Here is a 14,807-nt window from a genome sequence, read left to right as displayed (position 1 = left end):
TTACCACCCAAAGATTGATTTGAGGATATTCTCTGCTTCTGGAGCTGAATAGGCGATCAGCAAGATTGTATCATCATCTGCGACAATACTAAAGATATGATCCTTATAAATCTCCCGCAAGCGCCGTTTAACTAAAGGAGCTGTCCCTGGAACCATGGTGAAATTGACATATTCTCCCATGCGACGATGAGACAAAATATTGCTTTCGATCATCCCGATCCCTTGGTGGTGCTTGCGTGGCAATTCATAGACATAGGTCATGTCTTTCAGAGGGCGTTTTACGATGCCCAATTCTTTGATATCCCGTGACACCGTCGCTTGGGTTGCTGAGATGCCTTCTTCTTTCAAATGTTCGACGATCTCTTCTTGCGTCCCCACTTCATGATCGCGAATGAAGCGGCGAATTTTTTCTAATCTGATATTCTTACTCTTCATGTTTAAATTCCTTGTGTGCCAGCTCCACAACAGCCTCCAGCTGCTCTGTAGTTGGCTTTGTTTTCTCTTCTTTTTTTTCTAGATACATCAAAAATTCGATGTTGCCATGGCCTCCTTGGATAGGGGAATAATCTACTCCCATTACCGCAAAGCCATGTGTCCCTGCAAAAGTAGCGACCTTTTCAAGAACTGCTAAATGAATCTTAGGATCCTTAATGATCCCATTTTTCCCGATCTGTTCGCGTCCTGCCTCAAACTGAGGTTTGACCAAGGCCACGACTTGTCCATTTTCTGCCAAAATCCGGTGAAGGGCTGGCAGAATCAAGTCCAAGGAAATAAAGCTGACATCGATACTCGCAAAGCTCGGTGTCGCTTCAAAATCATCTGGCTCGGCATAGCGGAAATTGAACTGTTCCATCGAGACCACTCGAGGATCATTGCGCAATTTCCAGGCCAACTGATTGGTCCCGACATCCACCGAAAAGACCTGGCTGGCTCCGTTTTGCAGCATGACATCTGTAAAGCCACCTGTAGAAGCTCCAATATCAATCGCAATTTTACCTTCTACAGATAAACCAAATTGGTTCAGGGCTTTTTCTAATTTAAGACCGCCCCGGCTGACATATTTGAGCTTTTCACCCTTTAATTTCAACTCGGTTGCTTCATCAATTTTTTCACCCGGTTTATCGAAGCGCTCACCATTGATGACGGCAACGACAAGACCTGCCATCACCCCTCTTTTGGCTTGTTCGCGGGTATCAAATAGGCCTTGTTTATAGGCTAATACATCCACTCTTTCCTTAGCCATCTATTCGTAATCCTTCTATTAATTTCTTGATCGCTCGCGGATCAAAGTCGCAAGCAGTTGTAATCTGATCCAACAAGTCCTCGCAAGCGTCTAATTCACTTGTCAGCAAAGCTTTTGATTCTTCCAATCCCAACAGGGCTGGATAGGTCGATTTTTCAGCCACTAAGTCCTTTTGAGGGGTCTTCCCCAAAGCCTCAAAATCAGCGATCAAATCCAAAATATCATCCCTCACTTGAAAAGCCAGGCCTAATTTTTTCCCGATTTTTTTTAAAAGCTGAGCAATGTCTGCTTGCAACTCTAAAATCAAACCAGCTGCGATGAAAGGATAGGCAAGGAGGCGTCCTGTCTTATTGGCATGGATAGTCTGCAACTCTGCTAATGTGAGCTGTTTGTGCTCCCCTTCCATATCCAGGACTTGGCCAGCTACCATTCCACGACTACCGGAAGCATCTGACAATTCAAGGATCAAAGAGACCTTGACCGCATCAGGAAGGGCACTGGCAGCAATCATCCCAAAGGGATCAAGAAAAAGCGCATCCCCTGCTAAAATCGCCAGGTCTTCTCCGAATTTCTTATGATTGGTCAATTGCCCCCGACGGTAATCATCATTGTCCATGGCTGGCAAATCATCGTGAATAAGGCTTCCTGTGTGGATCATCTCTAAAGCCCCTGCCACTTGAAAGTGAGCCTCCGTCAATTCCTGTCCAAAGGCCTCTAACAATTCTAGAAGAAGCAAGGGGCGCAGGCGTTTTCCTCCTGCCTGGATCGAATAAAGGACCGACTCCACTAAATGGGGGGCAACAGATTTTTCCTCATAAAAAGAGCGAACTGCTTGCTCTACTCTATTTCGTTTTTCTTCTTGTCTCATGCTAGATCCGCTTCAGTACCATCTGCTTGCATGACCTTGACCAGGGTTTTCTCTGCTTGATCCAAGGTATCTTGCAATTCTTTCGACAACTTCATTCCTTTTTGGAATTCTGTAATGGCTTCTTCTAAAGCCACATCACCACTCTCCAATTTTTGGACGATGGCTTCCAAATCTGCTAAATTTTCTTCAAATTTCTTTTCTTTCGACATGTTTTACCTCTACTTCTAACTGGCCATCTCTCATGATGAGTGACAGCGGGTCCCCTTCTGTTACTTTCGCAACGGAATCTAGGACCTGATCTCCTTCCTTGACCATGGCATAGCCACGCGCAATAATCCGACTGGTATCGAGCATCAAGAGGGCTTCTGATAAGCCTTTCACCTTGATCTTTTGCTCTTTTAGGACTTGTTCCATTCGGTTGGTTAAGATTCTCTTATCTTGGAGCAGGCGGTCCTGGTAGCGCTCGATGCGATGCAAAGGAGACATGGCTTCTAAGCGATGACGCAGACCTTGCAGCTGATTCGCCCCTTGTCCATAAGCATCCCGCATCCCTTGTTTCAAGCGCAATTGCAACTGGTCAATCTTTTGCAGGTAGCCATCATAGAGCCTTTCAGGCTGTCTAAAAATAACCGATTGACTTAATTTGGCCAAACGTTCACGATTATAGGCCAAGCGATTGGACATGGCTGTTGCCATGCGATTTTCCTGCTTTTGTAAATGGGACAAGAGATCCAATTTCGTTACTGGAGTGGCCAATTCAGCAGCGGCTGTCGGAGTAGCGGCTCGTCGGTCTGCTACAAAATCGGCCAGAGTCGTATCTGTCTCATGTCCAACACTGGAGATAATCGGAATCCGCGATTCAAAAATGGCTCGCACCACTGCTTCTTCATTAAAGGCCCAGAGGTCTTCAATCGAACCACCCCCACGACCGATAATCAAGACATCCAAATCATCCCGTTGGTTAGCCCTTTGAATATTAGCAACCACCTCGCTAGATGCACCTTCACCCTGAACCTTGGTCGGGTAGAGCACAATCTCAACACCAGGGAAGCGTCGGCCCACCGTTGTGATAATATCACGAATCACGGCCCCACTTTGACTGGTGATGACCCCGATCTTTCTTGGAAATTGTGGCAGAGCTTGCTTCCACCGGTCCTGAAAGAGCCCTTCTTCGGTCAACTTTTTCTTGAGTTGCTCAAATTGGATGGCCAAGGCCCCTACCCCATCTGGCTCAGCCTTTTCAATGACAATGGAATAACTCCCACTTGGCTCATAGAGCTGAATGCGACCGATGACGTTGATCTTCATGCCTTCTTCTAGCTCAAAACCAAAGCTTCGATAAACCCCAGCCCAGACCGTCGCCTGAATAACCGCTTTTTCATCCTTTAATGAAAAATACTGGTGGTTGGGACGTTTTCGGAAATTGGAGACCTGCCCTGTCAGATAAACCCTTTCCAAATAGGGATCCTTATCAAATTTTAATTTCAAATATTTGGTCAAACTTGATACGGATAAATAGTTGGACATAGGAACTCCTTTCTGCAGAATATGATCAAGTTTAATTATACCAAAAAACGCCAAAAAAGGCTGGCAGACAAAGCGAAATCATGAATTTCCTTTCTCTACATGCCTCATTTTATTCAAGACACTTTCTACTGGTCTATTTTAAACCAGCTTCCTTATTTTCCACACTTCTCTAACCGTTCAATAAAGGAGCTAAGAAGCGCTTGGGGTTCCCCTTCATTTGGATAGGCATAACTAATATAAAAGACTGTTTTTTCCTCTTCAACCAGCGGAATTTTGACAACATTTGGATATTCTGGAAAGAGAGTCAGATCGGTCATGAGACCAATTCCCAAATTTTCTTCGATGAAACTCAAGACCAAGTTGGAATCGGTCAAGACAACAGTAGACTGGGCCAAATCATCAAAGCGAGCATTCAAGCGTTTAAAAGCCGTCATGTGGACATGATGCTCATCTAACAGAATGAAGGTCTCCTCTAACACCTCTTTAAAAGAAATTTCCTTGCGATCTGCTAGTGGATGATCCTTTGAAACAATCACAAAAAATTCTTTTTTATACAGGAGCTGACTGGTCAAATGCGCGTGCGAGATAGGCTCTAAGCTTCCCAGTAGACTAAAATCTAAATCTCCACGCACCAACAATCGCATCAAATCCCTAGAACCTAATTGCACCAATTGCGATTGACGAAAAATCTCAAGCTCTTCATCATGCGTCCCAAATTTTTTCATGATATCGCTAGTGATCAATGGCGGTAATCCAATGCGCAACAGATTCTTTTTACTTCGTTCAACAGCTTTTTCCGTCTTTTCGATTTCAATTAAAACCTCTCGCGCGTGATTGGCTAAAACCTTCCCTGGCTGAGTTAGGTGCAAGACACGATTAGAAGACGATTTTTCCACCAACTGGCAAGCATAGTGGTCCTCTAAACGCTTGATGGCATAAGTCACAGTCGGTTGACTCACTTGAAAATAATGCGCCACATCTGTATAAGACTTTAATTTCGACAGTTGATAAAAATATTCCAAGTCTCGGATATTCATCTCTATCCCTCTATTTCTACAATTTCCATTTCCTTCATTCTAACACAAAACTCTTACTTATAAAATTTTTTTATAAGGACAAGGGAAGTTGACTATAAGAATTACAGAAGACTATAATGGCTTGCGTGAGAAAAAATCTTACAGATAAATTATTTATGAGGAGTATTTCGCAATGAAATCACATGAAATTTTAAATAATCCATTCCTTAATAAAGGAACTGCTTTCACAATGGAAGAACGTAAAGAACTTGGCCTGATCGGTCTTCTTCCTCCATATGTTCAAACCATCGAAGAACAAGCTGAACAAGCTTACCAACATTTCTTGCGCAAACCATCAGACCTTGAAAAACGTCTTTTCTTGATGGAAATTTTCAATACAAACCGTACTCTTTTCTACTACCTCTTTAACCAACACATCGTTGAGTTCAACCCAATCGTCTATGATCCAGTGATCGCAGATACTATTGAACAATATTCTGAACTCTTCGTAGATCCACAATATGCTGCTTACCTTGATATTAACCACCCAGAAAATATCGAAGAAACGTTGAAAAATGCAGCTGGCGATCGCGATATCCGCTTGATCGTTGCAACTGACGCAGAAGGAATCCTTGGTATCGGTGACTGGGGTGTCCAAGGGGTTGATATCTCTGTCGGTAAATTGATGGTCTACACTGCTGCAGCAGGCATTGATCCAGCTTGCGTTATGCCTCTTGTCATCGATGCTGGTACCAACCGTGAAGAATTGTTGAACAATCCAATGTATCTGGGGAATCGTCATGAACGTGTTCGTGGTGAAAAATACGATGCCTTTATCGATCAATTCGTTCAAACAGCTGGAAAACTTTTCCCTAAATTGTATCTTCACTGGGAAGACTTCGGTCGTTCAAATGCAGCTGATATCTTGAACCGTTACAAGAAAGAAATCCCAACTTTCAACGATGATATTCAAGGAACTGGGATTGTTGTCTTGGGTGGTATCTTTGGAGCAATGGATATCACTGGTGAAAAATTGACAGACCAAGTTTACCTTTGCTATGGTGGTGGTTCTGCTGGTGCTGGTATCGCAGACCGTGTTCACGCTGAAATGGTTGCTGAAGGGCTTTCTCCAGAAGAAGCTTACAAACGTTTCTTCATGATCGATAAACAAGGTCTTTTGTTTGACGATATGGAAGATTTGACGCCAGCTCAAAAACCATTTGCTAAAAAACGTTCTGACTTCGAAGGTAAAGGCGATATGACCAATCTTCTTGAAGTGATCAAAACAGTAAAACCAACGATCTTGGTCGGAACTTCTACAAACCCAGGTGCCTTCACTAAAGAAGTGGTTGAAGCCATGTGTGAAAACACTGAACGCCCAGTTATCTTCCCAATTTCTAACCCAACCAAGAAATTGGAAGCAACAGCCCAACAAGTCATCGAATGGTCAGACGGTAAAGCCTTTGTCGCTACCGGTGTTCCTTCAGGAACCATCAGCTACAAAGGTGTGGACTATGAAATCGGTCAAGCCAATAACGCTTTGATCTACCCAGGTCTTGGTCTTGGTATGTTAGCATCTGAAGCCAAATTGTTGACAGATGAAATGATTGGGGCAGCAGCTCACTCATTGTCAGGTATTGTCAATCCAGGTCAACCAGGTGCGCCAGTCCTTCCACCATTCCAATATGTAGCTGACGTGTCTATCAAGGTGGCTGAAGCTGTTGCCAAGAAAGCTCAAGAACAAGGGCTTGCACAAGCCAAAGAAACAGATATGGCAAAAGCTGTACGTGACCTTAAATGGTATCCAAAATACTAATAAGGAGCTGACTGAACAACCATGAAAAAATTGAATGAAATCAAAATTTCCGGTGTCAGTCTCCCTCTATATGCATTCATCGTCATCGTTCTCGCGGTGACGATTGCTATGGGGAAACTCCCACTCAATATGCTCGGATTAACCCTACTTTTGGTCGTCATGGGGCATCTTCTCTACTTTATCGGTGAGAAACTGCCAATTATGAATTCTTACCTAGGTGGAGGATCCGTCTTCACCTTACTAGGAGCTACTCTTCTAGCGACCTTCCATGTTATTCCAGCAAATATTATCACAGCCACCAAGGGCTTTTTGGGAGATTCCTTTGGCTTTCTGGATTTTTATATCGCAGCCTTGATTTGTGGGGCTATTCTAGGGATGAATCGCAATCTCTTGGTAAAAGCTTCCGCTCGCTTTATTCCTGTTTCCTTGGTCACCATGGTCATTGGGGCTCTCTCTGTTGGGATCATTGGAAGCCTTTTGGGACAAGGATTTGGACATTCGATTCTCTATGTTTCATTCCCACAAATGGTCGGAGGAATGGGAGCTGGAATCCTGCCTCTTTCAAAGATATACGCTGCTAATCTCCATGGAAGCCAAGCAGCCATCTTCTCTCAATTGGCACCCGCTACCACACTTGGTAATATCCTTGCCATCATTGGAGCTGTTTTGATCGTCAAAATCTTTGCAGACAGTCCTTACAATGGTCACGGTGTCTTGATTCCCGTCAATAAAGATGAATTGAAGAAAGAAAAACTCACACTTGATCCGACCCAAATCGGAGTTGGAATGATGTTTGCCTTTAGTATTTTTCTTCTCGGGGTCATCTGCAATGCCTTTGTTCCAAAAATCCACAGTTATGCCTTCATGATTATCATCGTCTTTATCCTGAAAGCTTTCAATGCTGTCCCAAAACCTTTGGAAAACTGTGTGGTCATGTTCAACCAAGTCATTATGACCAACCTCACCCATGCAGTCCTAGCTGGGATCGGTCTTTCCTTGATTGACCTTTCAACTCTAGCTAAGGCGATGACCTGGCAATTCATTCTCCTAAGCTTGACCTCTGTGGTAGCTATGGGGCTTGCATCTGCTGTGATCGGAAAACTGGTTGGATTGTATCCAGTCGAGACTGCTATCGGATCTGGTATGATCAATAACTCGATGGGAGGAACCGGAAATATCGCTGTTCTCTCCGCATCTGATCGTATGGAAATGATCGCCTTCGCCCAAATGGCCAACCGACTGAGCGGGGCTATCATCCTCATTCTCGGAGGGCTCCTCGCTTCTGTCCTCTCCTAAAGAATAAAAAGACAAGTCACAAGACTTGTCTTTTTATTCTTTAGGAGGCTATTGATTTCCTATTTTTGATAGGTTTTCACGACCCAATCGATCCCTTCATCTGCCGTGAGAGTATAGACGGGATTCTCAGTCGTTTCATAAAAGGTCATCGAGAGAGTTTTACCATCCACGAATACTTCGATTGAGTTGGTATCGCGAATGATCGAAAAATGATGATCCTTTTCAGCATCCAACTGAATCCATCTCGATTGAAATGCTGGATTTTCTTTTCCAGAAATGGGGTGCCCAAATTGGTCTCGACTTAAGCTAAAGCGTTTTTGAGAGGCGTCATAAACCAATTGCAAGACACTATCAGGATCAGTTTCATCGCCATAACCTAAGATAAAGGAGCAACCCGGTTTGGCATCTAGTTCAAACAAGGTTTGTTTCCCTCTCGCTGGGATCGTGATCTGATTGCCCTGAACAATGGTTTCTGACGCATGCTCTACAAGAAAGTGTTCTTTCACTGACTCAGGTAACTCCTGAACCAATCGTCCGTCTTTCAGAGACAATTTTCTTGGAAGAGTCATACTACCTGCCCACCCATGAGCTAAATCATGACTGGGGATAGACCGGTGCCACATTTGCATCCAGGCAACCATGTATCGTTCGCCATTTGGTCCTTGACAAGTTTGAGGGGCATAGAAATCCAAACCACCATCCAATTCATCATAGGAATCGACACGAAAGTGCCCCGTTTCCCAATTCATGTCACCGATAAAGGCAACCGTCGAATTTAAGTTCCAGTATTTTTCTTGCTGCCTTTCCATTTCAATGGGTGACAGGATCAAGACCCATTTGCCATCTAAAGGGAAGAAATCGGGACACTCCCACATAATCCCTTGCCCTTTTTCACCTTCTAAAAGAACTGATGTAAAGTCCCAATCTACTAGATTACTTGATGCAAATAGGAGAATTTGACCTCTATCATCTGGCGTCTTAGAAGCAACGACAGCGTAATAGCTTCCTTGGTATTCAAAAATTTTAGGATCACGAAAATCTGCAATATCTGCGATCCCCTCAATATGTTGAGCATGGATCACTGGATTAGTAGGCAACTTTTCAAAGGTAATGCCATCTGACGAAACCGCAAGACATTGAGTCTCTTCTCGCTTTTCCTCATCGTCTACATGACCAGTATAAAGCAAATAGAGCTTGTCATCTTTCACAATAGCACTACCCGAGAAACAACCATCCTTATCATAGCTTTCACTTGGTGCTAAAGCTACTGGCAGTTCTTCCCAATGGAGAAGATCTTTTGATTTGGCATGCCCCCAATGCATGGGACCCCAAACACTATCATAGGGATAGAATTGGTAGAACAAATGGTATTCCCCACGGAAATAAACAAAGCCATTTGGATCGTTCATCCAGCCGATTGGAGGTAACAAATGAAATGCTCCTCGATATTGCTGGTTGACCTTCTCCCTGTTTTCATCGATATACTGATTTGCTTTCCGAATGCTTTCCTTCATTTTTTTACCTACTCCCTATTTTCAGTGCTAGTAACCTGATCTTGGTCACTCCATTTCTTCATCCATTTTGGGATTTCTTGACTAATGGTCGTGGGTAGAACCACATAAGCTTCTTTACTCAAGTCTTCTGCAATGGCTGAATGAAGGTAGGTCGCAACCACCACGCGCTCATAGAGACTGACCTGTGGAAATTGACCCGCAAACCCTGCGATCATCCCTGCCAAGGTATCCCCCATTCCACCTGTGGCTTGATAGGGACCACCAACATCTAGCTGATAGCCCTCTTCTTGCCCACTTGTCCAAATGCGGGTATGAGGCCCTTTTTCTACAATGACAGTCCCTTGAGGAAAGTTCTGTACTGCTCTTCGACTCTTGTCTTCAGTCTGGCTTGCTAGATCAAGTCCTGACAGTTTTTCCCATTCTTTTTGATGAGGGGTAAAGACCAACTGAGCCTCTGGCAGGTCAAACTGAGAGGCTGCAAAAAGACTAATAGCTCCGCCATCTAAGATCAAGACCTGCTGGCTAGAGACTTGTTCAAAAATCATGTGCAAGATTGCATGGTTTTCTCTTGCTTCCTTTAAGCCTGGACCGACAAGAATCACGCTGGCTTTTTGGAGCTGCTCACAAAGGAGTTCGTGATCTGCCAAATCAAAGCCCATGGCTTCAGGAAGATGGCTATGAAGGGCTGTCAGATTATCAGGATCTGTTGCGACAGTAACCAGCCCCGCACCACTATGAACCGCAGCAAGCGCCGCCATAATGATGGCTCCCCCATAAGGATAAGTCCCCCCAATCAAGAGCAGGCGACCAAAATCCCCTTTATAAGAATTCGCCTTTCGCTTTGCAATGACACGCTGGATCTCTTCTTTTTGAACTGTTCTCATACCTTCCTCATTTCTAGCGAAAAACGAGAAGCCACGACTCACCCTCCTTCTTTTATTTTCCTCTGAATTCTGCGAAGACTTGCAAGATCTTAGCAGCCACAGCTTGTGGTTGATTTTGTTTGGCTACCAATTGATCATCCGCATAAGGCTGAAGGGCTGGAAAATCACCAATCTGAACTGCATAAAGAGCTTTTTCAAAGAGCTCGATATCATTTTGATCATTGCCAAAAGCCACGAAATTCTCTCCACAGAGTTCTTCTACTGTTGTCGCTTTATGCGTGTCTGCTGGATTGAGATAGATGCATTTTTCATGCGCATGATAGCGGATATGGGCCTTATCTGTCTTTTCGATCCGCTCGATGATCTCATCCACGAGCTCCTCATGGCCACCCATATAGATCACGACCTTAATCGGATCTGTCAGCTCCTCTAATGAACGATACTGGGCTTTCTTGAGGGGATCTACATTAGCAACAAAAGGAATCTTTTCCAAAATCTGTCCGCTATAATCAAAGGTATCATCCACAAAAAATGGTAGATTGTAATGGCGGCAAAAGCCAAGGACTTCCCGATACACATCCTTGTCCAATTGTTCCTCATATACCAATTGCCCCTGGCGATAGGCCAATCCACCATTTAAGCCTATCACGAGTTGCTGACTCAATGGGTCCCCTAAAAGACCCAAGCAGTCCCGGTAAGAACGTGCAGAAGCAAAGGCAACTTCATGGCCAAATTCTTCTGCTCTCAATAAGACCTGTTTGATTTCATCATCGATTGTGACACCATCGAATGACAGGGTTCCATCTAAATCAAATACAAACTTCATCTTGTTCACACTTTCATTTTTTTAAGGCACGAACAGCTGCTTCGTAGGTCTGCTCCATCAGCATGGTGACAGTCATAGGCCCAACCCCTCCTGGTACCGGGGTAATATGACTGGCCAAAGGTGCAACAGAGTCAAAATCGACATCCCCACACAATTTGCCATTCTCATCGCGATTCATTCCGACGTCAATAACAACGGCGCCTTCTTTCACGAAGTCTGCTGTTACAAATTTGGCACGACCGATCGCAACAACCAAGATATCTGCTCTTCTAGCAATTTTAGGCAGATGATGGGTCCGGGAATGGGTCAAGGTTACCGTCGCATTTTTGGCGAGGAGCAACTGCGCCATTGGTTTTCCAACGATATTGGAACGACCAATCACGACTGCTCGCTTCCCTTCTAGATCAATCCCGTACTCTTTGAACATCTCCATGATACCAGCGGGAGTCGATGGCACCATAATCGGATTTCCAGCCCACAAGCGTCCCATATTCAATGGATGAAAGCCATCCACATCTTTTGTCGGATCAATGGCTAAAAGGACTGCATCCGCATCGATATGCTTAGGCAGTGGCAACTGCACTAAAATCCCATGCCAAAGGGGATCTTGATTGTAGTGTTCGATCACTTCTAATAATTCAGCTTGGCTGATGCTTTCAGGAAGTCGTCTCACTTCACTCCGAAAGCCTGCCGCAATAGCAGAACGCTCTTTATTTCTTACATAGATTTTGCTGGCTGGATTATCTCCTACCACGATGACAACGAGACCAGGCACAACCCCTGTCTCTTCTTTTAATCGTGCTGTTTTCTTCGCAATCTCACCCTGTAATTTTGTAGCGAGCGCCTTTCCATCAATGAGTGTCGTCATATCAATTCTCTTTCTAGTCAAGTAATGAAAATAGTCCTCTCTATTATAGCAGATTTCAACTCTCAAACCTAACTGTTCCTAATTAGAATTTCTTATAGACGAAAACTATAGCCAGATGGACAAAAAATGAGCTTGAGACCACCCCAAACTCATCCACACAGCTGCTTAGTAAAGCAATTCATAAATTTCCATTGCAATTAAATCAATGCTATCAAATGTATAGGTTTCACGCGCTTCAACATCACGAAGTGTAAAGGTTGAACCTTCTTCTTCATTGTGGTTGTAGGCTACTTCAGCGACAACAACACCGTCACGTTCAAAATTACGTTTCAAGTTTCCACCGTCTTTTGTCATCGTCTCCAAACGGTTGATAATCCGTACTAAATGTGATTCCATTTTATTTCTCCTCTTTACTTTCTACTCTCCTATTTTATCATAAAAGAGAAAGCTCTTCCAATAAAAATTCACATTTTTCCATTGATTTGCTCTTTCTTCAATCCTTAGCGACATTCCGTAGCAAATTCTTGCAAACTTCTAGAATACTGATATAATGAAACTATAAATCTTTGACTATTTTTGACCTTTCAAAAATAGGCTCGTCTCTTGATGGAAAACCATCAAAAACCTACTGTGAGGTATGTATATGCTTTGTCAAAATTGTAAAATAAATGAATCAACCATCCATTTATATACAAATGTAAATGGACGTCAGCAGCAAGTAGACCTCTGTCAAAATTGCTATAAAATTATGAAAACAGACCCTAATAACAGCTTCTTGAAAGGCATGACCCAACGTAGCCAACTCACTGGAGATCCTTTTGAAGATTTCTTCAATAACCTTGGAAACTTCCAAAGTCCGCAAGAACCTCAAACCCCTCCAACTCAATCCGGAGGCAGTTATGGAGGTGGCGGCTACGGCCAAAACAATAACCGTGGTGGTCAAGACCCTCGTCAAGCCCGTCCTCAAAAGCCAAAAGGTCTTTTAGAAGAGTTCGGCATCAATGTCACAGAAATTGCCCGCAAAGGGGATATTGACCCTGTCATTGGCCGTGATGAGGAGATTATCCGTGTCATCGAAATTCTCAACCGTCGAACCAAGAACAACCCGGTTCTGATTGGAGAACCTGGGGTCGGAAAAACTGCCGTTGTGGAAGGCCTGGCTCAAAAAATCGTCGATGGCGACGTTCCACATAAATTGCAAGGAAAAGAAGTCATCCGCCTAGACGTCGTGAGCCTCGTTCAGGGCACAGGCATCCGTGGTCAATTCGAAGAACGCATGCAAAAATTAATGGATGAAATTCGTCAACGCGAAGATGTTATTCTGTTCATCGACGAAATCCATGAAATTGTTGGCGCAGGATCAGCCGGCGAAGGCAATATGGACGCTGGAAATATCCTCAAACCAGCCTTGGCGCGTGGAGAACTCCAATTAGTTGGGGCTACTACCCTCAATGAATACCGTATCATTGAAAAAGATGCGGCCTTGGAACGTCGGATGCAGCCCGTTAAGGTCGATGAACCAACGGTTGAAGAAACCATCACCATCCTCAAGGGCATCCAGAAAAAATACGAAGACTACCACCACGTCCACTATACAGACGGTGCCATCGAAGCGGCAGCTATTCTTTCAAACCGTTACATCCAAGATCGCTTCCTGCCAGACAAGGCCATTGATCTGTTGGATGAAGCGGGATCTAAGATGAACCTGACCCTAAACTTTGTGGATCCAAAAGTGATCGATCAGCGCTTGATTGAAGCGGAAAACCTCAAAGCTCAAGCGACGCGCGAAGAAGACTTTGAAAAAGCAGCCTACTTCCGCGATCAAATCGCGAAATACAAGGAAATGCAAGGTCAACATGTCACTGATCAGGAGACCCCTGTCATCAGTGAAAAAACGATTGAACACATCGTTGAACAAAAGACCAATATTCCTGTTGGTGATTTGAAAGAAAAAGAACAGTCTCAATTGATCAATCTGGCTTCTGATTTGAAAGCTCATGTGATTGGTCAAGACGATGCAGTAGATAAAATCGCGAAAGCCATTCGACGCAATCGTGTCGGCTTAGGATCGCCTAACCGTCCAATCGGAAGCTTCCTCTTTGTCGGACCAACTGGTGTCGGAAAGACCGAACTGTCTAAACAATTAGCGATCGAGCTCTTTGGCTCTGCAGACAATATGATCCGCTTTGACATGAGCGAATACATGGAAAAACATAGCGTAGCGAAACTAGTCGGAGCTCCTCCGGGCTATGTTGGCTACGATGAAGCTGGACAACTAACGGAAAAGGTTCGTCGCAATCCTTACTCCCTCGTGTTGTTGGATGAAGTGGAAAAAGCCCATCCAGATGTCATGCACATGTTCTTGCAAGTTTTAGATGATGGCCGTTTGACAGATGGTCAAGGCCGTACCGTCAGCTTTAAAGATACCATTATCATCATGACCTCTAATGCTGGAACCGGCAAGGCTGAGGCCAATGTTGGTTTTGGAGCTGCTCGCGAAGGTCGAACCAACTCTGTACTTGGAGAACTCGGGAACTTCTTTAGCCCTGAATTCATGAACCGTTTTGATGGCATCATTGAATTCCAACCTCTATCAAAAGAAAACCTTCTCCAAATCGTTACCCTCATGCTCGATGAAGTCAGTCAACGTCTCGCACAAAATGAGATTCATCTGGATGTGACAGAGAAGGTCAAAGAAAAATTGGTCGATCTGGGATACGATCCAAAAATGGGGGCCCGCCCACTCCGTCGTACCATCCAAGACCATATCGAAGATGCCATTACCGATTATTACCTGGAACATCCAAGTGAGAAACAACTCAAAGCCGTCATGACCAGCAATGGGAATATTAGTATCAAAGCTGTTCACAAGACGGCTGAAAAGAAGTCAGAATCATAATCAGTAAATGTACATTCAGAGAGTGGGACAGAAATCGGTAATTCGTTAGA

At 44.1% G+C, this 14,807-nt stretch carries 14 protein-coding genes; 3 read left to right on the top strand and 11 right to left on the bottom strand.

Translation table 11 applies throughout. The annotated features are described in order from the left end of the window. The 6 genes from HMPREF2893_RS00400 to HMPREF2893_RS00375 form a co-directional block, all read right to left on the bottom strand. Complete coding sequence (locus HMPREF2893_RS00400) at positions 1–435, bottom strand: arginine repressor (protein WP_003012247.1); 435 nt, start codon at positions 433–435, stop codon at positions 1–3. Continuing rightward, complete coding sequence (locus HMPREF2893_RS00395) at positions 425–1,243, bottom strand: TlyA family RNA methyltransferase (protein ID WP_070673771.1); 819 nt, start codon at positions 1,241–1,243, stop codon at positions 425–427. The genes HMPREF2893_RS00400 and HMPREF2893_RS00395 overlap by 11 nt, the downstream gene beginning before the upstream one ends. Then, complete coding sequence (locus tag HMPREF2893_RS00390) at positions 1,236–2,111, bottom strand: polyprenyl synthetase family protein (RefSeq protein WP_070673770.1); 876 nt, start codon at positions 2,109–2,111, stop codon at positions 1,236–1,238. Before HMPREF2893_RS00390 ends, HMPREF2893_RS00395 begins: the two co-directional genes overlap by 8 nt. Beyond that, entirely contained in the window at positions 2,108–2,320 is a 213-nt protein-coding gene (locus tag HMPREF2893_RS00385) for an exodeoxyribonuclease VII small subunit (protein ID WP_003006013.1), read from the bottom strand. The genes HMPREF2893_RS00390 and HMPREF2893_RS00385 overlap by 4 nt, the downstream gene beginning before the upstream one ends. Further along, positions 2,298–3,638, bottom strand: coding sequence for an exodeoxyribonuclease VII large subunit (xseA, locus tag HMPREF2893_RS00380; RefSeq protein WP_070673769.1), 1,341 nt, complete (start codon positions 3,636–3,638; stop codon positions 2,298–2,300). The genes HMPREF2893_RS00385 and xseA overlap by 23 nt, the downstream gene beginning before the upstream one ends. A 152-nt stretch (positions 3,639–3,790) precedes the next feature. Beyond that, positions 3,791–4,675: a LysR family transcriptional regulator gene (locus HMPREF2893_RS00375; RefSeq protein ID WP_070673768.1), complete on the bottom strand. Its 885-nt coding sequence runs from the start codon at positions 4,673–4,675 to the stop codon at positions 3,791–3,793. 172 nt (positions 4,676–4,847) lie between these two features. On the opposite strand from HMPREF2893_RS00375, the gene HMPREF2893_RS00370 reads away from it, so the two are divergent. Next, positions 4,848–6,470: a malolactic enzyme gene (locus HMPREF2893_RS00370; protein ID WP_003017582.1), complete on the top strand. Its 1,623-nt coding sequence runs from the start codon at positions 4,848–4,850 to the stop codon at positions 6,468–6,470. Positions 6,471–6,491: 21 nt separating this feature from the next. Beyond that, positions 6,492–7,766, top strand: a complete 1,275-nt coding sequence (locus tag HMPREF2893_RS00365) for a 2-hydroxycarboxylate transporter family protein (protein ID WP_070673767.1) — start codon at positions 6,492–6,494, stop codon at positions 7,764–7,766. A 59-nt stretch (positions 7,767–7,825) separates the two neighbouring features. On the opposite strand, the gene HMPREF2893_RS00360 is transcribed toward HMPREF2893_RS00365, so the two are convergent. The 5 genes from HMPREF2893_RS00360 to HMPREF2893_RS00340 all read right to left on the bottom strand — a co-directional run bounded on the left by HMPREF2893_RS00360 (position 7,826) and on the right by HMPREF2893_RS00340 (position 12,254). Further along, positions 7,826–9,280 (bottom strand): glycoside hydrolase family 32 protein, encoded by a 1,455-nt coding sequence (locus HMPREF2893_RS00360; RefSeq protein ID WP_070673766.1) that lies wholly within the window; start codon positions 9,278–9,280, stop codon positions 7,826–7,828. An 8-nt stretch (positions 9,281–9,288) separates the two neighbouring features. Further along, positions 9,289–10,164, bottom strand: coding sequence for an NAD(P)H-hydrate dehydratase (locus HMPREF2893_RS00355; protein ID WP_070673765.1), 876 nt, complete (start codon positions 10,162–10,164; stop codon positions 9,289–9,291). Between the two features lie 52 nt (positions 10,165–10,216). Continuing rightward, a complete protein-coding gene (locus HMPREF2893_RS00350; RefSeq protein WP_049487481.1) occupies positions 10,217–10,990 on the bottom strand; it encodes an HAD-IIB family hydrolase in 774 nt (257 codons plus the stop codon). A gap of 13 nt (positions 10,991–11,003) precedes the next feature. Continuing rightward, the gene (locus tag HMPREF2893_RS00345) at positions 11,004–11,858 is read right to left on the bottom strand and encodes a bifunctional methylenetetrahydrofolate dehydrogenase/methenyltetrahydrofolate cyclohydrolase (RefSeq protein ID WP_049522594.1); all 855 of its coding nucleotides are present in this window, start codon (positions 11,856–11,858) and stop codon (positions 11,004–11,006) included. A gap of 165 nt (positions 11,859–12,023) precedes the next feature. Next, positions 12,024–12,254, bottom strand: a complete 231-nt coding sequence (locus HMPREF2893_RS00340) for a DUF1797 family protein (protein ID WP_003005989.1) — start codon at positions 12,252–12,254, stop codon at positions 12,024–12,026. Between the two features lie 247 nt (positions 12,255–12,501). Between HMPREF2893_RS00340 and HMPREF2893_RS00335 the strand changes: the two genes are divergently transcribed. Continuing rightward, positions 12,502–14,757: an ATP-dependent Clp protease ATP-binding subunit gene (locus tag HMPREF2893_RS00335; RefSeq protein WP_070673764.1), complete on the top strand. Its 2,256-nt coding sequence runs from the start codon at positions 12,502–12,504 to the stop codon at positions 14,755–14,757. Positions 14,758–14,807: the final 50 nt, after the last annotated feature.

Source organism: Streptococcus sp. HMSC072C09, assembly GCF_001813105.1.
In the GTDB taxonomy this organism is placed as follows: domain Bacteria; phylum Bacillota; class Bacilli; order Lactobacillales; family Streptococcaceae; genus Streptococcus.
The sequence above is the reverse complement of the archived record's forward strand: the minus strand, read 5'-3'. Positions and strand labels throughout refer to the sequence as shown.